The organism is Actinophytocola sp. (assembly GCF_036002505.1).
GTDB lineage: Bacteria > Actinomycetota > Actinomycetes > Mycobacteriales > Pseudonocardiaceae > DASYTH01.
The window spans coordinates 1-20,575 of the sequence record NZ_DASYTH010000196.1 but is presented as its reverse complement, the minus strand read 5'-3'; the positions used below and the strand labels follow the sequence as shown (position 1 = coordinate 20,575).

Genomic DNA, 20,575 nt, shown 5'->3' with positions numbered 1-20,575 from the left:
TTATATTCCCCCTGTGTCTGGGAGAGAAAGCGTCATCGTGTTCGGCGCGGACTGGTGCTGCGACTGCCGCCAGGCGAAGGCATGGCTGCGGGACAACGGCGTGCCTTTTACTGATATCGATGTGGAACACGACCACAGCGCTCGACACAGGGCGATAGAGCTGGCCAAGGGCCGCAGGAACATTCCGGTCGTGGTGCTGCCGGACGGTTCCGTCCTGGTCGAGCCGTCGGAGTCCGAACTCGCCAGCGCGCTATTACCAAATGCCATTTAGCCGGCCGCGGCCGCGGCCAGGACGCCGGCGGCAATCGCCCGGATATCACCATATTCACAGATATACGGCGGCATTGTGTAAATAAGGTCACGGAACGGGCGCAGCCACACCCCGGCGGCCACCGCTGCACGGGTCGCCGCGGCCACGTCCACCGGGTGGTCGAGCTGCACGACGCCGATCGCGCCGAGCACCCGCACGTCCCGCACCCCCGGCAGGCCCGCGGCCGGCGCCAGCCCCTCGGCGAGCTCCGCCTCGATCCGCCGCACCGTACCGAGCCAGTCCTGGCCGAGCAGCAGGTCGATGGAGGCGGTGGACACCGCGGCGGCCAGCGGGTTGCCCATGAACGTCGGGCCGTGCGCGAGCACCGGCACCTCGCCGCGGGAGATCCCCTCGGCCACCCGGCCGGTGCACAGCGCCGCGGCCATGCTCAGGTAGCCGCCGGTCAGCGATTTGCCGAGGCACAGCACGTCCGGGCTGACCCCGGCGTGGTCGGCGGCGAACAGCGCACCGCTGCGGCCGAACCCGGTCGCGATCTCGTCGAAGATCAGCAGCACGTCGTGCGCCAGGGTCAGCTCCCGCAGCACGTGCAGGTACCGCGGGTCGTGGAAGCGCATCCCGCCGGCGCCCTGCACCACCGGCTCGACGATCACCGCGGCCAGCTCGTCCGCGTGCGCTTCGATCAGCTCCGCGAGCCCGGCGACGTAGTCGTGGTCCACGCCCGCGGCGAACCCGGCCGGCGGCGCCGGCGCGAAGACCTGCTCGGGCAGCACCCCGCGCCACAGGCTGTGCATCCCGCCGTCCGGGTCGCACACGCTCATCGGGTTGAACGTGTCGCCGTGGTAGCCGCCCCGCCAGGTGAGCAACCGGGTCCTGCCGGGCCGGCCCACCGAACGCCAGTACTGCAGGCACATCTTGATCGCGACCTCGACCGACACCGACCCCGAGTCGCACAGGAACACGTGCCGCAGCGGCTCCGGCGTGATCTCCACCAGCCGGGTGGCCAACCGCACCGCCGGCTCGTGCGTCAACCCGCCGAACATCACATGGCTCATCCGCCCGGCCTGGTCAAGCAACGCCTTGTCCAGCACCGGGTTCCGGTACCCGTGGATCGCCGCCCACCACGACGACATGCCGTCGACCAGCTCCCGCCCGTCCGCCAGCCGCAGCCGCACCCCGGCCGCCGACTCCACCACGAGCGGGTCCACCGTCCCCGGCATCGGCCCGTACGGATGCCACACATGTGCCCGGTCGAGCGCGACCAACTCCTCGGCGTCCACCCGCCGAAGGCTAGCGAGGTGCGTCAGCGAATCCGGACCGGCAGGGACTCCAGGCCACGCAGCAGGGTGCTGTTGCGCCAGCGCAGCTCGGCCGGGTCGACCGCGAGCGCCAGGTCGGGGAACCGGTCGAGCAGGCCGCCGATGGCGATCTGGCCTTCCAGCCGGGCGAGCGGGGCGCCGAGGCAGAAGTGGATGCCGTGGCCGAAGGCCAGGTGGCCGCCGGCCTCGCGGGTGATGTCGACCTGGTCGGGGTCGGCGAACCGGTTACCGTCCCGGTTGGCCGAGCCCAGCGACACCAGGACGAACTCCTCGGCCGGGATCTCCACGCCGCCCAGTGTGACCGGGACCGTGGTGTAGCGCAGGGTCGCGTGGTTGACCGGGCTCTCGTACCGCAGGAACTCCTCCACCGCGCCGGGCAGCAGGGCCGGGTCGGCCCGCAGCGCCGCGAGCTGGTCGGGGTTGCGCAGCAGCGAGAGCACGCCGTTGGCGATCAGGTTCACGGTCGTCTCGTGCCCGGCGACCAGCAGCAGGAACGCCATGGACACCAGCTCGAACTCGCCCAGCCCCTCGCCGCCGCCCTCGTCGTCGCGGGCCTGCACCAGCGCGGTCAGCATGTCGTCCGCGGGGTGCTCTACTTTGCCGGTGACCAGCTGGTACAGGTAGGTCGCCATGGCCTCGCCGGCGGCGTGCACCTCCTCGAAGTTGCCCGCGGACAGCAGCACGTTCGACCAGCGGCGGAAGTCGTCGCGGTCGGCCTGCGGCACCCCGAGCAGCTCGCAGATCACCGTGACCGGCAGCGGAAACGCGAAGTCGTCGACCAGGTTCACCTCGTCCCGCCCGGCCAGGCCGTCGAGCAGCTCCTCGGTGATCTCCGCGATCCGCGGCCGCATCAGCTCGACCCGGCGCATGGTGAACGCCTTGGCGACCAGCTTGCGCAGCCGGGTGTGATCGGGCGGGTCGCTGTTCAGCATGTGCGAGCTCAGCTCCTGGCCGAACAGCTCGTCCGCGCTGCCGGTGGTGCTGTGCTTGGTGAACAGCTCGCGCCCGTCCCGCATGTTCTTGTGCAGCGTGGGATCCGCGAGCGCGTCCCGGGCGTCCTGGTAGCGCGTCACCAGCCACACCTTCAGCCCGCGCGGCGTGACCACCTCCCGGACCGGCGACTCCTCGCGCATCCGGCGGTACAGCGCATAGGGATCCTCGATGAACTCCCCGTCCAGGCGCACGGGTGCGGACGCGCCGGTACTCTGCATGAACTTCCCCCTACTCGTCGTGACCCGCCACCCCCACCTTGCCACAAATCCGGTGGGCGGGGCCGCGGTTGATCGGCTAGCGTCCCGCGGTCATGGCACCCTCACGCACCCGCCCCGCGTTCACCGCCGACGAGCGGACCCAACTCGTGGGCTGGCTTGACCTGCAGCGCGCGGTCATCACCTGGAAATGTGACGGATTGTCCGAAGAGGACGCGCACCGGGCGGTGCTGCCGGCCTCGCCGCTGATGACCATGGCCGGCCTGGTGTCGCACATGCGCTGGGTCGAGAACCTCTGGTTCGAGATCGTCATGCTGGGCCTCCCGGCCACCGGTCCGCAGTTCTCCGAGACCGAGGACGAGGACATGATCGTGGACGGCACTCCGCTCGCCCAGCTCCTCGAGGACTACGACCGCCAGTGCACCCGGTCGAACGAGATCATCGCGGCGCACTCACTCGACGACCGCGGCAAGAACACCGACTTCAAGTCCGGCGCCGCAAGCCTGCGCTGGATCCTCCTCCACATGATCGAGGAGACCGCCCGCCACGCCGGCCACGCCGACGCCATCCGCGAACTCCTCGACGGCTCCAGGGGCTACTACTGACCGCGCGCCCGTTTTTGGCGCCAGGCAGCGGATTCCGCACCCCCGCACACCGGTCTAACCTGACGCTGTCAGCGCGTTCAGCGCGGCACTCGAAGGGGAGACACCCATGAAGCTTCGTCATCGACTTCTGATCGCCGCCCTCACCGTCCTGCTGGCCAGCATGATCGAGTACGGCCTCATCGCCACCAGCACCAGCACCTCCGACTCGGTCGCCACCGGAGGCACCATCATCGTCGAGAACTGAGCACAGCGCTCCGGCCAATCTAGGGGAGAACACGATGAAGATTCGTCGTCGTCTGTTGATCGCCGCCTTGACCGTGCTACTCGCGACCGCGGTCGAGTACGGCCTCATCGCCGCCAACACCAGCTCCACCGAATCGGTCGCCACCGACGGCACCATTATCAGCCAGAACTGAACTCAGCTCGCGCTCCGGGCAACGCCTGAAGGGGAGAACCACAATGAAGTTTCACCGCCGACTGCTGATCGCCGCCCTCACCGTCCTGCTGGCCACCGCGGTCGAGTACGGCCTCATCGCCGCCAACACCAGCACCTCCGACTCGGTCGCCACCGACGGCACGATCATCGTGCAGAACTGATCCCGCTCAGGCGTCGACGGTGATGCCGGGGATGGCTTTGATCTCGCCGAGGAAAGCTGGCGAGACCTTGATCGGGTAGTCGTCGAGGGCGAGGGTGACGCCGTTCTCCTTGTGGTCGAAGCGGAGGTGCACCGGGGTGTCGCCGCGGTGGGCGGCCAGGGCCTGCTTGAGGTCGCCGACCACCTCGTCGTTGAGCTTGCTGGGGTTGCACAGCAGCACGAACGGCGGGGCGAGGCCGGGGTTGTGCTCGACGTCGGTGATGTCCAGCGGGATCAGGCCTGAGCCGAACACCGACATCTTGTCCTCGCGCCAGTTGACGCGGCCCTTGACGGCGACGGCGGCGTCCTCGACGAGGTCGATCGACAGCACCGAGTAGGACTTCGGGAAGAACAGTACCTCGATCGAGGCGTCCAGATCCTCGATGGTGCAGATGGCCCACGGCTCGCCCTGCTTGTTCACCCGGCGCTCCAGGGCGGAGATCATCCCGGAGAGGACGAGCTCGCCTTCCTTCGGCGGGTCGGCCAGGATCTCCGCGATCGGCTTCGGGGCGTGCTTGCGCAGCACCCGCTCGGCACCGTCCAGCGGGTGCGCGGAGACGTAGAGGCCGAGCATCTCCCGCTCGAACGCCAGCAGCTGCTTGCGCGGCCACTCGTCGGTGCCGAACTTGAGGTGTGCCAAGGGAGACACGTCGGCGGCGGGCTCGCCGTCACCGAAGTCGCCGAACAGGTCGAACTGCCCCATGGCCTCCTGGCGTTTGAGCCCGACGACCGCGTCCACCGCCTCCTCGTGCACCTGCACCAGGGACAGCCGGGTGTGCCCGAGCGAGTCGAACGCGCCGGCCTTCACCAGCGACTCGATCACCCGCTTGTTGCAGCACAGCAGTTCGGACTTGTCCAGGAAGTCGGTGAACGAGGCGTAGTTGCCCTTCTTCTTCCGGGTGTCGATGACCGCCTCGACCACGTTCGCGCCGACGTTGCGGATCGCGCCGAGGCCGAACCGGATGTCCGTGCCGACGGCGGCGAACCGCAGCCCGGACTCGTTGATGTCCGGCGGCAGCACCTTGATCCCGGACCGGCGGCACTCGGACAGGTACACCGCGGACTTGTCCTTGTTGTCCGCCACCGAGGTGAGCAGCGCCGCCATGTACTCCGACGGGAAGTTCGCCTTCAGGTAGGCGGTCCAGTACGACACCAGGCCGTAGCCGGCGGCGTGCGACTTGTTGAACGCGTAGCCGGCGAACGGGAGGATGGTGTCCCACAGCGCCTTGACCGCCGCGTCGGAGAAACCGTTGGCGCGCATGCCTTCCCGGAAGCCCTCGTACTCCTTCTCGAGGACCTCCTTCTTCTTCTTGCCCATGGCCTTGCGCAGCACGTCGGCGCGACCCATGGAGTAGCCCGCGACCTTCTGCGCGATGCGCATGATCTGTTCCTGGTAGACGATCAGGCCGTACGTCTCGGCCAGGATCTCCTTGAGCGGCTCCTCGAGCTCCGGGTGGATCGGCGTGATCTTCTGCCGGTTGTTCTTGCGGTCGGCGTAGTCGTTGTGGGCGTTCATGCCCATCGGGCCCGGCCGGTACAGCGCGAGCACGGCCACGATGTCGTCGAACCCGGTGGGCTGCATGCGGCGCAGCAGGTCCCGCATCGCGCCACCGTCCAACTGGAACACACCGAGGGTGTCACCGCGGCCGAGCAGCTCGTAGGTGCCGGGGTCGTCCAGCGCGAGCGTGTCGAGGTCGACGTCGACGTTGCGGTTGGTCCGGATGTTGTCGATCGCGTCCCCGATGACGGTGAGGTTGCGCAGCCCGAGGAAATCCATCTTCAACAGGCCGATGTCCTCGCAGGACGGGTAGTCCCAGCCGGTGATGATCGAGCCGTCGTCGCGCTGCCACAACGGGATCGAGTTCATCAGCGGCTCGCTGGACATGATCACCGCGCAGGCGTGCACGCCGGCGTTGCGGATCAGCCCCTCCAGCCCGCGGGCGGTCTCGAAGATGTTCTTGACCTCGGTGTCGGTCTCGATCAGCGCGCGCACCTCGGCCGCCTCGGCGTACCGCTCGTGCTGGGGCTCGACGATGCCGGACAGCGGGATGTCCTTGGCCATGATCGGCGGCGGCAGCGCCTTGGAGATCCGGTCGGCGATGGCGAAGCCGGGCTGGCCGTGCAGCACCCGGGCGGCGTCCTTGATCGCGGCCTTGGTCTTGATCGTGCCGAACGTGATGACCTGGGCCACCTTGTCGACGCCGTACTTCTCGGTGGCGTAACGGACCATCTCACCGCGGCGGCGGTCGTCGAAATCGATGTCGACGTCCGGCATGGACGGCCGCTCCGGGTTGAGGAACCGCTCGAACAGCAGGCCGTGCGGGATCGGGTCGAGGTTGGTGATGCCCAGCGCGTAGGCCACCAGCGAGCCGGCCGCCGAGCCGCGGCCCGGCCCGACCCGGATGCCCACGTCCTTGGCATGGTTCACCAGGTCGGCGACGACGAGAAAGTACGCCGGGTAGCCCTTCTGGTTGATCACGCCCAGCTCGAACTCGGCGCGCTCGACGTACCCGTCCGGCACGGCGTCCGGGAACCGGCGGCGCAGCCCGGTCATGACCTCCTGGTGCAGCCAGGTCGCCTGGTTCTCCCCCGGCGGCACGTCGAACATCGGCATCCGGTCGACATGCGCGTACACCTCGTCGTAGGACTCGACCCGCTCGGCCACCAGCAGCGTGGCGTCGGCGGCGCCGGGAACCTCCTTGTCCCAGTACTCCCGCATCTCCGCGGCGGACTTGAGGTAGTACCCGTCGCCCTCGAACTTGAACCGGTTGGGGTCGGAGAGGGTCTTGCCGGACTGCACGCACAGCAGTGCCGCGTGGTCCCCGGCCTGCTCGCGGGTGACGTAGTGGGAGTCGTTGGTGGCCAGCGGTTGCAGCCCGAGCTTGGCGCCGATGTCCAGCAGTCCCTCACGGACCGAGGTCTCGATCGAGAGCCCGTGATGCATCAGCTCCAGGAAGAAGTTCTCCTTGCCGAAGATGTCCCGGTAGTCCGAGGCCGCCTGCAGTGCCTCGGCGGTCTGTCCCAGCCGCAGCCGGGTCTGCACCTCACCGGACGGGCAGCCGGTGGTCGCGATGATTCCGGCGGCGTACTCGCCGAGCAGGTCCCGGTCCACCCTCGGCTTGCGGTAAAAGCCTTCCATGCTCGCCCGGGACGAGAGCGCGAACAGGTTGCGCAGCCCGGCGGCGTTCGCGGCGAGCATGGTCATGTGCGTGTAGGCGCCGCCGCCGGAGACGTCGCCGCCCTCGCCGAGCTCGTCGGTGTCGCGCTGCTTGGCCTCGCCCCAGAACACCGGCTTCTTGTGGCCGCGACTGGTCGGCGCCAGGTACGCCTCGATGCCGATGATCGGCTTGATGCCGAACTTCTTGGCGTTCTGGTAGAACTCCGCGCCGCCGAACATGTTGCCGTGGTCGGTCATCGCAACGGCGGGCATCCCCAGACGTTGCGCCTCGGCGAACAGCGGCGCGACCTTGGCGGCACCATCGAGCATCGAGTACTCGGTGTGCACATGGAGATGTACGAAGGAGTCAGCCGCCACGAGGCATCACCCTACGACGGACGCGAGGCGGGTGGGCACCATGCCGCAAGGCGTGTCGGACACAACCCCAGTTCTACGCCGGGGGTCTGACAATCTGGAGACCATGCGGTTCCGACCGGTGTCCACCGACCTGCTCGTCGACGAGCTCGCGGACGCCCTGGCTGCCCGGCCCAGCCGGGTCCGGGTGGCCGTCGACGGCGCTCCCCCGACCCGGCCCGCTGATCTCGCCGACGCGCTCGGCGACGCGCTCCAACTCCGCGGCCGGCCGGTGCTGCGGGTGTCCGCCGCCGACTTCCTGCGCCCGGCGTCGCTGCGGTTCGAGCGCGGCAAGCGGAACCCGGACGCGCGCTACGACGACTGGCTCGACGCCGGCGGGCTCGCCCGCGAGGTGCTCGACCCGCTGCGGCCGGGCGGCTCCGGCCGGGTGCTGCCCACGCTGTGGAACGCCGCGGCCGACCGGGCCACCCGCGCCGAGTACGTGACGGTGCCGGCGGCCGGGGTGGTCGTGGTGGACGGCGAGTTGCTGCTCGGCCGCGGGCTCGCCTTCGAGCACACGGTGCACCTGTGGATGCCGGCCTCGGCGCTGACCCGGCGCACCGCGGAGGAGGACGGCTGGTCGCTGACCGCGTTCGCCCGCTACGACGTGGAGGTGCGGCCGCTGCACCTGGCCGACACCGGGGTGCGCGTGGACGATCCGGCTCACCCCGCGGTTCTGGACGACAGCCCGGTCTGATGTGATCTGCCCATGGCAACCACACGAACCGCGAACGCGCACTGGGAGGGCTCGCTCCTGGAGGGCGCCGGAACCGTGTCGCTCGACTCGTCCAACCTCGGCCGGTACGAGGTCACCTGGGCCTCGCGCGCCGAGAAGCCGGAGGGCCGCACCAGCCCGGAGGAGCTGATCGCCGCCGCGCACGCCAGCTGCTTCTCGATGGCCCTCTCGCACGGCCTGGCCGGCGCCGGCACGCCGCCGGCGTCCCTGGACACCAAGGCGGACGTGACGTTCCAGCCCGGCGAGGGGATCACCGGTATCCACCTCACCGTGCGCGGGTCCGTGCCGGGCCTGGACAGCGACGGGTTCGCCGCCGCCGCCGAGGCCGCCAAGCAGAACTGTCCGGTCTCCAAGGCCCTCACCGGCACCACGATCACACTCGAGGCGACGCTCGAGTGAGTGCGGCGGTCCGGCTGCGGCCGGTGCGCCAGGACGACCTCGAGGTGCTGGAGGGAATGTTCTCCGATCCGGACCGGATCGGCGTCTTCAACTGGCACGGGTTCAGCGATACGCGCTACTGGCGCCGCCGGTTCGAAAAGAACGGGCTGCTCGGCGGGGACCGGTGCGCGCTCATGGTGGAAACGGCGGCCGGCGAGCGCGCGGGGTTCGTCTCGTGGCGCCCGGTCAACGCCGGAAGCCCCTACGAGTGCTGGGAGATCGGCATCGGCCTGCTGCCCGAGGCGCGCGGGCTCGGCTACGGCACCGAGGCGCAGCGACAGCTGGTGCACTACCTGTTCACCCACACCCGGGCCAACCGGATCCAGGCGGGCACCGACTCGGAGAACATCGCCGAGCAGCGCGCGCTGGAGAAGGCCGGCTTCACCCGCGAGGGCGTCATGCGCGGCATCGCCTTCCGCGCCGGCCGCTGGTGCGACGACGTCGTCTACGGCATCCTCCGCGCCGAGGTCCAGCTCGGCTGACGGAGCGAATGGCGCATTTGACCGTTCGCACCGACTCCGCTACGGCGTGTCGCCCCGAAGACCGTCGGCCGGCCTGGCTAGCCTCTCGAACACGCGATCGATCTGTCGCGATGAGACACTGGCGGAGGTAAGCATGAGGAGGCACGATGGGTGTCATGGCGCTGAGCGACGTCTGGCCACCGGATCGACTTCTGACGGTCGACGATCTTCTGGACCAGCCGGACGACGGCAACCGCTACGAGTTGGTGCACGGGGTGCTCGACGTGACGCCGGCACCACGTAGCAGCCACAACCGGGCCGCCACCCGGCTGGCCATCATGCTCGGCGTGCGGTGCCCCGACCACCTTGAGGTATTGGCTGGCAATGGTGTCAACTTCGCCCGGGACCACCACCGCATCCCGGACGTCATGGTCGTTCACTCCGAGTGGGTCCGACGGACGGTCTTCATCGAGCAGCCACCACCGCTCGCAATCGAGGTCACGTCGCGGAGTACCCGATTTCGGGACACGATCACAAAGAAACGGGAGTACGAGAAGTTCGGCATCAGGTCCTACTGGATCGTCGATCCGGACTACCAGCGCCCGAACCTCACCGTATTCGAACTCAATAGGAGCAAATACCGGCAGGTCGCCCAGGTCACCGGGGACGAGGCGTTCCACGCTACGCGGCCGTTTCCCATCACGATCGTGCCGGATCTACTGGTGGCGGACGGCAACGAGTGGAAATCAGGCCTGAGATAGCGCGCCAGTCGCTCCCAACAGGAGACCGTCCGCACCGTAAAGGAGAAACCGGCCCGGGTGCGGGGCGGCAATGAGCTTGGAGCCGATCTCGGGTTCGTCGTGCTCCAGCACAGTGGCTCCGACCAAGGTGCCGTCCGCGCACTCGAGGGTGACCAGGGAGCTGATGCCGAGGTTCTCCACAATGGACACGGCGCCGGGGATACCGTCACCGTTCGGCGACAGAGACAGGTATTCAGGGCGGATGCCGGCGACGACCGGAGTGCCATCCGGCAGACCGGCCGCGGCCGGAGTGGCCAGGCGTGCGCCGGCTACCTCGACGGCGCCGGCCCGGACGACGCCGTCGAGCAGGTTCATGGGCGTGGAGCCGATGAAGTTGGCGACGAACGTGCTGTTGGGCCGTTGGAACACCTCCTTGGGGCTGCCGAGCTGACGGATGCGGCCGGAGTCCATCACCGCGATCCGGTCGGCCAGCGCCAGCGCCTCGGCCTGGTCGTGGGTGACGAAGACCGTGGTCAGGCCCAGGTCGCGTTGCAGGCGTTTGAGGAACGTGCGGGCCTCGAGCCGGAGCCGGGCGTCCAGATTGGACAGTGGTTCGTCGAGCAGCAGGACGTCGGCCTCCATGGCGATGGCGCGGGCCAGGGCGACCCGTTGCTGCTGGCCGCCGGAGAGCTGGCCAGGACGGCGTTCCAGCAACCCGGCGAGGCCGAGGCTCGCCGAGGTCTCCTCGGCCACCGAACGCTGCCGGGAGCGCGGCTCGCGGCGGACCCGCAACGGGTAGGCGATGTTCTGCGCCACGGTCATGTGCGGGAACAGCGCGTAGTCCTGGAACACCATGGCCACCCGGCGCCGGCCGGGCTCGACCCGGGTCACGTCCCGGCCGCCGATCTCGACCGTGCCCGACGAAGCCGGTTCCAGCCCGGCGATCGTGCGCAACAGCGTGGTCTTGCCACACCCCGACGGCCCGAGCAGCGCGAAGAACTCACCATCAGAGATCGACACGTCCAGGGCGTCCACCGCGCGCACCCCGTTCGGATACACGGTGGACAGACCACCAAGCTCGATACCCGCCACTATGCCGTGTCCTCCATCTCGGGAATGTTGGCCCCTGAGCTCACGCCTTGATCCCTCCGTGGAAGCGGAACCCGTACCGCTTGCTGACGAACAGGTACAGCACGACCACCGGGATCGAGTACAGCAGCGAGAACACCGGGATCACGGTCAGGTTCGCGGTGCCGCCCTCGTCGCGCAGGGTCTGCAGCAGCACCGCGCCCGGCTGCTTGTCCACGTCGCGCAGCAGCAGGAACGGCAGCAGGAAGTTCCCCCAGGCCTGCACGAACGACCAGACCAAGATCGTGGCGATGCCGGGCCGGGCCACCGGAAGCACCACGTGCCGCAGCACCTGGCCGGCGGAGGCGCCGAACACCCGCGCGGACTCCTCGTAGGAGCGCGGCACCGCGTCCACGAAGTCCTTGAGGATGAAGATCGCCGCGGGCAGCATCCCGCCGGCCATCACCAGCGCCGTGCCGTAGTGCGAGTTGATCAGCCCCAGCTGCGTCATCAGCACGAAGACCGGCACCATCGCCGCGGTTCCGGTGACCACACTGGACAGCAGCAACAGCAGGTACAGCAGGGCGTCCCGGCCCGGGATGCGCACCCGGGACAGCGCGTACGCGGCCAACGTGGCGAGCACCGTGGTCACCGCCGTGGCGACCACGCACAGGATCAGCGAGTTCACCAGCGAGCCCAGCGCGTACGGGTGGTCGACCGTGGCCCGGACGTTGTGCAGCGTCCAGTCCGGCCAGCGCAACCCGATCCCCGGCCGGCTGTCGAACGGCGCGCTGGCCAGCCACAGCATGGGGATCGCGAAGAACGCCAGCACCACGGCCAGGAACACCGTGTAACCCACCCGCCGCAACACGAGCCCGTTCATGATTGCCGCCGGCGCAGCAAACCCAGGTACACCAACGCCATCACCAGGTTCACCAGGAGCAGCAGCAGCGAGATGGCGGAGGCGTAGCCCAGGCGCCCGTTGCCCTCGCCGCCGATCGCCTGCTGGTAGATGAACACCGGCAGGGTCTCCGAGCGATGGTTCGGCCCGCCCGCGGTGAGCAGGAACGGGGTGAAGTCGTTGAACGTCCACAGGCTGATCAGCAGCGTGTTGGTCAGCACGTGCCCGCGGATGTGCGGGAACACCACGTCCCGCACGATCCCGACGCTCCCCGCGCCGGCCAGCCGCGCGGTCTCCAGCTGCGACGGCGGCACCGCGGCCAGCGCCGAGCCGTACAGCATCATCGAGAACGCGGTGCCCCGCCAGGTGTTGAACACGATCAGCGACGCCATCGGGTACTGCAGCAGCCACGCGGTCCCCGGTGTGCTCAGCAAGGCGTTGAGCGTGCCGCCGGACCGGTCGAGCACCGCGATCCACAGGTAGGCCACCACCACGCCGGGCAGGATCCAGGCCAGCAGCACCAGTCCCTCGACCAGCCGGCGCAACCCCGGCCGGACCGAGCGCAGCGTCCAGGCCAGCGCGAAGCCGAGCAGGTTCTGCCCGATCACCGCCGAGCCGACCACGAACAGCAGGCTGAGCCACACCGCGTTGCCGAACAGCGCGTCGTTCAGCGCCTCGACGAAGTTCGAAAACCCCACCACTTGCGGCGAGACCGACGCCGGCCCGGTCAGCCGGTAGTTGGTGATTCCGATGTAGAGCGTCCACAACGCCGGAAAGATCAGGAAAACCCCGATCAGCACCAGCGCGGGCGCCACGAACCCGAGCGCCCGCACGACTCCCAGGCCCGCGGTGTCCACCCGGCTGCCCGAGGCCCGGCGCGCGACCGGGGCCTCGAGCAGGGTGGTCGCGCCGACGCCGGGATCAGCCACCGGCCACCTTGTCCTGGCCGACCACCTTCACCAGCGCCGCCTGATACGCGGCCGCCACGTCGTCCGGGCTCTTGCCGCTGATCACGTCCGCGGTGGCCTGCTGCAGCGCCGAGGACACCGCCGGGTAGTCCGCCAGCCCCGGCCGGAACCGGGTGATCGGCAGCACCTTGGTGGCGATGAAGTTCAGCATCGGGTCGCCGGCGAGCACCTCCTTGTTCACGTCGTCGCGCTGGGTCAGCTGCGCGCTGCCGGCCAGCCGCGCCTTGGTGGCCTCGAACGAGTTCATGAACTGCAGCAGCTCCCAGGCCTGCTGCGGGTACTTGGTGTTCGGGTTGACCACCCGGATCGCCCCGCCGGACATGCTCACGAAGTCCTGCCCGCCGACGCCGGCACCGGACGTCTTCGCCGGCACCAGCGCCCAGCCGACCGCGGTGTTCCGGTCGGCCATCTTGGCCACGCCCTTGGTCGGCTCCACCACCGAGCGCCAGAAGTAGTCGCTCTCCATCAGGATTCCGATCTTGTTCTCGGCGAACTGGGCGAACGACCGGTCCCGGCCCTTGGCCTCCTGCTGCATCAACGGGTCGCCGAGGCCGCCGCCGTAGATCCTCTGGTACAGACCGAGAACGTCGCGCAGGTTCTGGCTGGCACCCAGCCATTTGCCGTCCTGGTAGATCTGCTTGCCGGTGCCGACCAGCAGCGGCAGCACGCCCTGCATGGTGGTCGCCTCGGTCATCGCCGTGCCGCCGTTGAGCTGGATCGGGATCACCCCGGGCAGCGCCTTGAGCTTCTGCCCGGCCGTGATGATGTCGTCCCAGCTCTTCGGCTGCCAGTCGGCCGGCAACCCGGCCTGGGCGAACAGCTTCTTGTTGAAGAACAGCACGCGGCCGTCGGTGCCGACCGGGATCCCGTACCGCTTGTTCTCGAACTTCCCGAGGGCCTCGACCGCGTCGGGCACCTGACCCCAGCCGTCCCAGGCGTCGGCCTTCTCCCTGCCCACCACCTCGTCGAGCGGTTTGACCTGACCGGCCTGGGCGAACTCGCCGAGCCAGATCCCGTCGAGCTCGACCACGTCACCCCCGCCACCGGTGTTGAAGTCCAGCGCGATCTTGGTCTTGTAGTCCTTGTCGTCCGACCCGATGCCGTCGAACTTGACCGTGGCGTTGACCCCCTTGGCCTTCTGCGCCTCGGTGAACCGCGGGATGACCCAGTCAGCGATCCAGGCGGCCCCGAGCGCGTTCTTCCCACCCGCCACCGAGTTGGACGTGATCGTCAACGTCACGTCCTTGGCGTCGGCGTTCCGATTCTCCGCGCCCTGCTGGCCACCGTTCTGCTGCTGCCCCAGGCACCCGGAGAGGACGAGCGACGCGGACAGCGCCCCCGCCAGTATCAGCCTCTGTCGCATGTGGGCACCTCTCTCGCCGTCGAGTGGTGCCAGAAATCTTCTAACGATAAGCGAGGTATGACAACCTCACACAAGATCGCGCGGAACTCCCGCCAGGGCCACGACCTCGCCGTCGTGCCCCATCAGCACCTGACCGGTCGCGGCGAACGCCTCCCGGTCGGCCTGCACGGGCCGCCGCCCATCCGGCCCGACCAGCAGCAACCCGGCCGCGCCAAGGGCGATCACGTCACCGTCCACCGGCAGCAGCACCGGCGCCGACAGGTCGACCGACACCGCCGTGCGCCCGGCGCGCAGCCCGTCCAGCACGGCCGCGACCAGCTCATCCGGCCCGTGCGCGGAGGCGGGCACCGCCACCCAGGTCGTCGGCGAGCCCAGCTCGTGGTTCTCCGCGTGCCCGTGCCAGTCGCTGCCGCCGACCGGGGTGACCTCGGTGCCCCAGGCCTGCCACCAGGCCAGCGGCCCACTCCAGCGCCGGGCCAGCCAGCTCGAGTGCCACACCTCGGCCAGCGGAGGCCGGGCCGGCAGCGGGTGCCGCCAGCCGCAGTCCGCGGCCAGCGGGTGGTTGACCGAGAGCAGCCCACCCCGATCGTCCACAGTGGACATCCACGCCGCGGCCGGCTGCCGGAAGTCCACCCAGCCGATGTCGCCGAACGCGTTGGCGTGCCCCTGCTCGGTGGTGATCTCCTGGCCGGGGATCAGCGCGATCCCGTACCGGCGCGCGGCCGCGGCCAGCTCCGCGTGGTGGCTGACCGTGTTGTGGTCGGTGACCGCCAGCGCGTCCAGCCCGCGCGACACCGCGAGCGCCGCCAGCTCGTCCACGGTGAGCTGCCCGTCCGAGTGCACCGTGTGCGCGTGCAGGTCGGTGGCCACCCAGCGCATCCCCGCCGACGCGGGCAGGGCGCGGGCGGGCGGCCGCTGCGGTACCGGCGGGCGCGGGTGCGGCAACCCGAGCAGCCCCGCACCACCGGTGAAGACCGTGACCCGGTAGTCGACCCCGGCCTCCGGCAGCCGGTGCAGCCCGAGCACCACCTGCCACAGCCCGGCCTCCAGCTCGCCGGCCACATACCCCGGTGTGGCGGCGTCCCGAGTGATCACGTACCGGTGCCGCGCCGCGCCCGACCAGCCGCGCCAGCCGTCCGGCCCCTCGCAGCCCAGGTCGATCACCGCACCGGCCGAGGCGTCGTAGTCCAAGGCGACGGTCAGTGCCCGGCAGCCGGCGGGCACCTCGAACGGCAGCCGCGGCCAGCTGTCGTGGGCGCGGTCGGCCCGGGTCCACCGGCCGCGGTGCACGATCGTCGCCGGCCTCACCCGGCCGATCCTGCCATGATCCACCTCGGCGAACGGCCGGAATGATTGCGCCTGGCCCGGCGCGGCTGGGCCCGCGACCGCCCGTGCGACCGGGTAGCGTTCGAGCCGTGGTCGCACCCGATCCTGTGGACGCCCGCCTGCTGAGCGTCGTCGCCGAGCTGGGCAGAGCAGCCGTGCACGACGTCGCCGCGCGGCTGGGCATGGATCCCCGTGAGGTGGCCTCCCGGCTGGTGGCGCTCTCCGCCACCGGCCTGCCGCTGCTGGTGGGCGTGGAATGCGACCAGAACCGTCTGCGCGCAGCACTCGCGACCCGACCCGTGACTCCGGCCGGCGGCTACGCCACTCCCTCCGGCCCCTACAACGTGCAGGGCTACCCGCCGCCCTACCCTCAGCCCGGCTACCCCTACCCGGCACAGCCGGGTCCGCCCCCGCCGAGCAACCCTTTCCCGCTGCAAACCGGACCCCCGTCCAACCCGTTCCCGCAGCCCGCGGCGGCCACGCCGATGAGCACCTGGGGCCCGCCGCAGAGCTCGTCCTGGGCCCGCGGCGACCGCCCGCCCACCGCCGCCCCACCCCCGCAGGAGCGCACCCAACCCACCACCCGCACCGCCCCGCGTACCGGAGGCGTCGGCGCCACCCTGCTCACCGAGGGCCTGGAGGGCGAGCGCCTGGCCATCCAGCTCGTCGAGGTGGTCGACCCGGCCGACTACCTGTTCACCGCCGCCGGCTACCGCCTGCAGGAGGGCGAGCGCTCGGTCGTCGTGCACACCGAGCTCACCAACCGCGGCTCCGTCCCATTCCAGACGCTGCCCGACCTCTACCTGGTGCTCGTCACCCCGGACGGCAAAACGATCTCCAAGGCGCCGGTCTCGCTCTCCTCCCGCCCGCCGCACCGCATCGGCGTCGCCCCCGGGGAGACCGCCGGCGGCCACACGGTCTACGTGGTGCCGGAGGCGACGGTGATCGGCTCGGTGCGGTGGAGCCCCCGGCCCGACGAGGAATCACGGGCGTTGAACTGGACGGTGGACAGCTAGTGCGCAACGTGACGTTGCTTCCTTAGAGCGGTAGCAACGTCACGTTGCGCGTTCGATCGGGGGCCGCGGGCGAAGCGCAGCCTGCCTGTACGCGGCACTGAGTTCGTTCAGCACAGCCGCCGGTTCACGCACGAGTTGTGACGGCAACGTGTGCAGCACGACGATGCCGGCCGCGGTCATGATCGCGTGTCGCCGAAGCGTGCGTTCGTAGTCTTTCGGAGACAGATGAAACTCCAGCGAATCGATCTCCCACGCCAGTGCGACATCATCGAACCAGCCGTCAGGGGTCGGCAACCTGCTTCCATCCGGCGCAATCAGCGTCGGATTCCACACGGGCCGGGGGAGGCAGCTCGCGTCTACGAGACGATAGGCATCGGCTTCGGCTTTCGATCGGGCGCCGGCGAACATCGCCTCAATCGTGACGCGCGGGCGCCCGGCACCCCGCCGGGATCCCGTGTCCAGCTCGTCGGCCAGCTTGCGTGGCGTGGTCAGGCCCTTCTGCACAGCCTCGGCAATGAGCGCATCGACATCGTCCTGGCGAAGCAGGCGTCTGCTGCCATCGAGCACCGCGCGGGTGAGCGGTGCCACCGGGAACCCGCCCTTGAGTTCGGGCCGAGGCGGGCGTGTGGTGCGCTCTACGACCACGAAGCCATAGGTCGCCGGTTGCTTGTCAATGGGTACCAGCAGGTGCACACGATCGGTCGGGGGCACCCGGCGTAGGCCGTAAAGGCGGGCAGCGGCGAGCCCGGTAACCATCGCGCCTCGGCGGGCGTACCGCAGAGCGGCCTCGACTTGCTGCAGCCAGCTTGGATCACCATTGTGAAGGCTGATGACGCCGGGGAGGAGACGCTTCCATATGCCGCCAGGGCGGGTGCGTTCCCAGATCATCCGATCGGAGACATCGAGCTGGTTGAGCTGCCATCTGGCGATTACTGAGTGAGGTTGTGCGGCGGCTTCGACTGCCTGCCAGTTGACCTTATTTCTGCGGGGCATGCGTTTACGGTGCCGACGCCGACGGGGGTTCGGTAGCGGGGCGGGCGAAGTTGTGGACAACTGGGTCGCTTGTGGATAGCTCCCTACAGCTCCCTACAGGTGCGCAACGTGACGTTGCTTCCCTTCTAGGGAAGCAACGTCACGTTGCGCGTCAACTCTCCCCCCGAAGCCGCTCCAGTGCTTCCTGCAGATCGACCGCGTACTCACTCACAAACTCCACCGACCGCCCATCCGCCGGGTGCTCAAAAGCCAGCGTGCGCGCGTGCAACCACTGCCGGGCTAGCCCCAGCCGCCGCGCCAGAACCGGGTCGGCCCCGTAGGTCAGGTCACCCACGCACGGGTGCCGCAGCGCCGCGAAGTGCACCCGGATCTGGTGTGTGCGCCCGGTTTCCAGCGTGATGTCGACCAGCGACGCCGCGCGGAACGCCTCGAGGGTCTCGTAGTGCGTGATCGCGGGCTTGCCGCCGGCGATCACGGCGAACTTGTAGTCGTGCTTGGGATGGCGGTCCACCGGAGCGTCGATGGTGCCGGCGGACGGGTCGGGGTGGCCTTGCACCAGCGCGTGGTAGCGCTTCTCCACGGTGCGCTCCTTGAAGGCGCGCTTGAGCGCGGTGTAGGCGTGCTCGCTCTTGGCCACCACCATGACGCCGGTGGTGCCGACGTCCAGGCGGTGCACGACGCCCTGGCGCTCGGCGGCGCCGGAGGTGGAGATGCGGATGCCGGCCGCGGCCAGGCCGCCGATCACCGTGGGCCCGGTCCAGCCCGGGCTCGGATGTGCCGCGACGCCAACGGGCTTGTCCACCACCACGATGTCGTCGTCCTGGTGCAGCACGATCAGACCCTCGACCGGCACGGCCATGACCTGGACCGGCGCCGCCGGCGCGGGCAGGCTCACCTCGAGCATCGTGCCGGCCACCAGCCGGTCGGACTTGCCGGCGACCCGGCCGTCCAGCCGGACGTCACCGGACTCGGCGAGCTCCGCCACCGCGGTCCGGGACAGCCCGAGCAGCTTGGCGAGTCCCGCGTCGACCCGCATGCCGTCGAGTCCCTCCGGCACCGGCAACGTGCGGAGACCGGTCATGTGGCGGCCCTCGTCGAGCGCCCGTCGTAGTCCCGGCCGAGCAGCGCCATCAGCACGATCAGCGCGCCGCCGATGGTGATCGCCGAGTCGGCCACGTTGAACACCGGGAACTTCTCGGCGTTCGGCGCGAACACCGACACGAAGTCGATCACATGGCCGCGCAGCGGGCCGGGCGCGCGGAAGATCCGGTCGGAGAGGTTGCCCAGCGCGCCGGCCAGCACCAGGCCGAGGCCGACCGCCCAGCCGGCCGAACGCAGCCGCGGCAGGATCCACACGATGGCGCCGGCGACCGCCAGCGCGATCAGGCTGAGCACCCAGGTCATCCCGGTGGCCATGGAGAACGCCGCGCCCGGGTTGCGCACGAGCTGCAGGTAGGCCAGGCCGCCGAGCACCCGGACCGGCCGCTCGCCCTCGAGCGTGGCCACCACGATGATCTTGGTGATGATGTCGGCGGTGACCACCACGAGCGCCACCAGGACCAGCAGCAGCCCGCGCCGCGGCGGAAGGGGCGGGGTGTCGGGCTCGACCGTCGTTCCGGCGTCCTGCTCGCTGCTCATTCGACCATTGTCCATGGCCCGGCACTCCTGCCCGGTTTCGACCTACTGGCAACTGTGACCGTGAACTATTGCCGGCGGCGGCGTAACCCATCACCATGATCAGCCGATGGAGTTCGCGACACGCTGGGTGAGGGAGGGGGGTCCAGATGGGAAGACCGCCGGTCACCCGGCGTCAGCTCCTGCTGGGTGGCCTCGGACTCGCCCTGGTCGGCACCGGTGTCGCCGGCGCCAGCGCGACCACTGAGGCGGCGCAGGGCGAGCTCGCTACCGGCAGGGCGGGCTCGCAGGCGGCGACCGTACCCAACGTCCCGCCCGGCCGGGTTACCGTCGATCGGGTGTATTCACCGGCCCGGGGCCGCGCGATCAACCTCGTGATCATGCGCCCGGCCGGCCTTCCCGACCAGAAGCTCCCGGTCTGCCTGGTGCTGCACGGCCGCGGCGGCGACGCCCGCGGCTACCTCGACTTCGGCCTGCCCCAGTTCCTCACCGCCGCGACCCGCTCCGGCGTCCCCCCGTTCGCCGCGGTCGCCGTCGACTGCGGCCGGACCTACCTCATGGACCGCGACGGCGACAACCCCATGCGGATGCTCCTCGAAGACCTCCCCGGCTGGCTCACCACCCGCGGCCTCAGCGCTCCGCAGGGCACCCTCGGCTTCTCCATGGGCGGCTTCGCCGCGCTGAACTACGCCCGCCAGCGCAAGGACCTCCGCGCCGTCGCCCTGGCCAGCCCGGCCATGTTCCAGTACTGGTCCGACGCCAAGAAACGCAACTCCTTCCGCGACGAAGAACAATGGCTCGAGTTCGAACCCCTCCACCACACCGACGAGCTCACCGGCACCCCCATCGGCCTCTGGTGCGGCACCGAGGACGCCTTCGCCGACGCCGCCCGCGAGTTCATCACCCTGTCGCGCCCCGAGCTCCCCGCGATCTCCAAAGGCGCCCACAACTCCGCCTACTGGCTACGCGTCCTCCCCGACATCATGCGCTTCCTCGGCACCCACCTCACGTAACAAAAACCGTGCAATGGTCGTCGCATGGCGCCCATATCCATCGAGCGCCAGCTTTACAGCGGCAGCGACCCGATCGATATCGATCTCCAAGTACTCGTGCACAAGTATGTTCCGCGTACCGATCGATGGGATCAGCTCCTTGGCAAGCTCTTGAGAAAGCAGCCCATACTGGCTCTTCGAACTTGATCGGGGTGTGACGCCTCTCAGTGGCTGTGGGTGAGTGGCTGGTGGGGGTGGGTTGGTGGGGCTCGTGGCTGTTGTTGATCATTCCTGTTGTCGACGCAGGATCACAACAGAACAGCCACGAGCAT

At 69.6% G+C, this 20,575-nt stretch carries 23 protein-coding genes; 11 read left to right on the top strand and 12 right to left on the bottom strand.

Annotation, left to right across the window (positions count from 1 at the left end; all coding sequences use genetic code 11):
• Window positions 1-37 precede the first annotated feature (37 nt).
• Window positions 38-271 carry a glutaredoxin family protein gene (locus VGR06_RS16500; RefSeq protein WP_327559962.1) on the top strand — a complete coding sequence of 78 codons (234 nt, stop codon included), beginning with the start codon at window positions 38-40 and terminating at the stop codon, window positions 269-271.
• Here VGR06_RS16500 and VGR06_RS16495 read toward each other — a convergent pair.
• Together VGR06_RS16495 and VGR06_RS16490 are read right to left on the bottom strand one after the other, a co-directional pair.
• Window positions 268-1,548: an adenosylmethionine--8-amino-7-oxononanoate transaminase gene (locus tag VGR06_RS16495; RefSeq protein WP_327559961.1), complete on the bottom strand. Its 1,281-nt coding sequence runs from the start codon at window positions 1,546-1,548 to the stop codon at window positions 268-270. The genes VGR06_RS16500 and VGR06_RS16495 overlap by 4 nt on opposite strands.
• A 23-nt stretch (window positions 1,549-1,571) precedes the next feature.
• Window positions 1,572-2,798 carry a cytochrome P450 gene (locus VGR06_RS16490; protein WP_327559960.1) on the bottom strand — a complete coding sequence of 409 codons (1,227 nt, stop codon included), beginning with the start codon at window positions 2,796-2,798 and terminating at the stop codon, window positions 1,572-1,574.
• A gap of 92 nt (window positions 2,799-2,890) precedes the next feature.
• Between VGR06_RS16490 and VGR06_RS16485 the strand changes: the two genes are divergently transcribed.
• From VGR06_RS16485 to VGR06_RS16470, 4 genes are all read left to right on the top strand, one after another.
• The gene (locus tag VGR06_RS16485; RefSeq protein ID WP_327559959.1) at window positions 2,891-3,400 is read left to right on the top strand and encodes a DinB family protein; all 510 of its coding nucleotides are present in this window, start codon (window positions 2,891-2,893) and stop codon (window positions 3,398-3,400) included.
• Window positions 3,401-3,506: 106 nt separating this feature from the next.
• Window positions 3,507-3,644 (top strand): hypothetical protein, encoded by a 138-nt coding sequence (locus VGR06_RS16480; RefSeq protein ID WP_327559958.1) that lies wholly within the window; start codon window positions 3,507-3,509, stop codon window positions 3,642-3,644.
• Window positions 3,645-3,678: 34 nt separating this feature from the next.
• Window positions 3,679-3,816, top strand: a complete 138-nt coding sequence (locus tag VGR06_RS16475; RefSeq protein ID WP_327559957.1) for a hypothetical protein — start codon at window positions 3,679-3,681, stop codon at window positions 3,814-3,816.
• A gap of 43 nt (window positions 3,817-3,859) precedes the next feature.
• Window positions 3,860-3,997 carry a hypothetical protein gene (locus VGR06_RS16470; RefSeq protein WP_327559956.1) on the top strand — a complete coding sequence of 46 codons (138 nt, stop codon included), beginning with the start codon at window positions 3,860-3,862 and terminating at the stop codon, window positions 3,995-3,997.
• A 6-nt stretch (window positions 3,998-4,003) separates the two neighbouring features.
• Here VGR06_RS16470 and dnaE read toward each other — a convergent pair whose 3' ends face one another.
• Complete coding sequence (dnaE, locus tag VGR06_RS16465; RefSeq protein WP_327559955.1) at window positions 4,004-7,570, bottom strand: DNA polymerase III subunit alpha; 3,567 nt, start codon at window positions 7,568-7,570, stop codon at window positions 4,004-4,006.
• 103 nt (window positions 7,571-7,673) lie between these two features.
• Between dnaE and VGR06_RS16460 the strand changes: the two genes are divergently transcribed.
• The 4 genes from VGR06_RS16460 to VGR06_RS16445 all read left to right on the top strand — a co-directional run bounded on the left by VGR06_RS16460 (window position 7,674) and on the right by VGR06_RS16445 (window position 10,002).
• Window positions 7,674-8,303 carry a uridine kinase gene (locus VGR06_RS16460; RefSeq protein ID WP_327559954.1) on the top strand — a complete coding sequence of 210 codons (630 nt, stop codon included), beginning with the start codon at window positions 7,674-7,676 and terminating at the stop codon, window positions 8,301-8,303.
• 12 nt (window positions 8,304-8,315) lie between these two features.
• Window positions 8,316-8,741, top strand: a complete 426-nt coding sequence (locus VGR06_RS16455; RefSeq protein ID WP_327559953.1) for an OsmC family protein — start codon at window positions 8,316-8,318, stop codon at window positions 8,739-8,741.
• Window positions 8,738-9,262 carry a GNAT family protein gene (locus VGR06_RS16450; RefSeq protein ID WP_327559952.1) on the top strand — a complete coding sequence of 175 codons (525 nt, stop codon included), beginning with the start codon at window positions 8,738-8,740 and terminating at the stop codon, window positions 9,260-9,262. The genes VGR06_RS16455 and VGR06_RS16450 overlap by 4 nt, the downstream gene beginning before the upstream one ends.
• Window positions 9,263-9,408: 146 nt before the next feature.
• Complete coding sequence (locus VGR06_RS16445; RefSeq protein WP_327559951.1) at window positions 9,409-10,002, top strand: Uma2 family endonuclease; 594 nt, start codon at window positions 9,409-9,411, stop codon at window positions 10,000-10,002.
• Here the strand turns inward: VGR06_RS16445 and VGR06_RS16440 are convergent.
• From VGR06_RS16440 to VGR06_RS16420, 5 genes are all read right to left on the bottom strand, one after another.
• Window positions 9,988-11,073, bottom strand: a complete 1,086-nt coding sequence (locus VGR06_RS16440; RefSeq protein WP_327559950.1) for an ABC transporter ATP-binding protein — start codon at window positions 11,071-11,073, stop codon at window positions 9,988-9,990. The genes VGR06_RS16445 and VGR06_RS16440 overlap by 15 nt on opposite strands.
• A 40-nt stretch (window positions 11,074-11,113) precedes the next feature.
• Window positions 11,114-11,932, bottom strand: a complete 819-nt coding sequence (locus VGR06_RS16435) for a carbohydrate ABC transporter permease (RefSeq protein WP_327559949.1) — start codon at window positions 11,930-11,932, stop codon at window positions 11,114-11,116.
• Window positions 11,929-12,879: a sugar ABC transporter permease gene (locus VGR06_RS16430; RefSeq protein WP_327559948.1), complete on the bottom strand. Its 951-nt coding sequence runs from the start codon at window positions 12,877-12,879 to the stop codon at window positions 11,929-11,931. The genes VGR06_RS16435 and VGR06_RS16430 overlap by 4 nt, the downstream gene beginning before the upstream one ends.
• Window positions 12,872-14,281, bottom strand: a complete 1,410-nt coding sequence (locus tag VGR06_RS16425) for an extracellular solute-binding protein (protein ID WP_327559947.1) — start codon at window positions 14,279-14,281, stop codon at window positions 12,872-12,874. Before VGR06_RS16425 ends, VGR06_RS16430 begins: the two co-directional genes overlap by 8 nt.
• 66 nt (window positions 14,282-14,347) lie before the next feature.
• On the bottom strand, window positions 14,348-15,589 hold the full coding sequence (locus tag VGR06_RS16420; protein ID WP_327559946.1) for a CehA/McbA family metallohydrolase: 1,242 nt from the start codon (window positions 15,587-15,589) through the stop codon (window positions 14,348-14,350).
• Between the two features lie 107 nt (window positions 15,590-15,696).
• Here VGR06_RS16420 and VGR06_RS16415 point away from each other — a divergent pair, with 107 nt between their 5' ends.
• Window positions 15,697-16,623, top strand: a complete 927-nt coding sequence (locus VGR06_RS16415) for an AsnC family protein (protein ID WP_327559945.1) — start codon at window positions 15,697-15,699, stop codon at window positions 16,621-16,623.
• Window positions 16,624-16,662: 39 nt separating this feature from the next.
• On the opposite strand, the gene VGR06_RS16410 is transcribed toward VGR06_RS16415, so the two are convergent.
• From VGR06_RS16410 to lspA, 3 genes are all read right to left on the bottom strand, one after another.
• Window positions 16,663-17,616, bottom strand: coding sequence for a hypothetical protein (locus VGR06_RS16410; protein WP_327559944.1), 954 nt, complete (start codon window positions 17,614-17,616; stop codon window positions 16,663-16,665).
• A gap of 151 nt (window positions 17,617-17,767) precedes the next feature.
• Window positions 17,768-18,697: an RluA family pseudouridine synthase gene (locus tag VGR06_RS16405; protein ID WP_327559943.1), complete on the bottom strand. Its 930-nt coding sequence runs from the start codon at window positions 18,695-18,697 to the stop codon at window positions 17,768-17,770.
• Window positions 18,694-19,254 carry a signal peptidase II gene (gene lspA, locus VGR06_RS16400; protein ID WP_327559942.1) on the bottom strand — a complete coding sequence of 187 codons (561 nt, stop codon included), beginning with the start codon at window positions 19,252-19,254 and terminating at the stop codon, window positions 18,694-18,696. Before lspA ends, VGR06_RS16405 begins: the two co-directional genes overlap by 4 nt.
• 146 nt (window positions 19,255-19,400) lie before the next feature.
• Between lspA and VGR06_RS16395 the strand changes: the two genes are divergently transcribed.
• The gene (locus VGR06_RS16395; protein WP_327559941.1) at window positions 19,401-20,264 is read left to right on the top strand and encodes an alpha/beta hydrolase; all 864 of its coding nucleotides are present in this window, start codon (window positions 19,401-19,403) and stop codon (window positions 20,262-20,264) included.
• On the opposite strand, the gene VGR06_RS43910 is transcribed toward VGR06_RS16395, so the two are convergent.
• Window positions 20,214-20,426: a HepT-like ribonuclease domain-containing protein gene (locus VGR06_RS43910; protein ID WP_414637283.1), complete on the bottom strand. Its 213-nt coding sequence runs from the start codon at window positions 20,424-20,426 to the stop codon at window positions 20,214-20,216. The genes VGR06_RS16395 and VGR06_RS43910 overlap by 51 nt on opposite strands.
• Window positions 20,427-20,575: the final 149 nt, after the last annotated feature.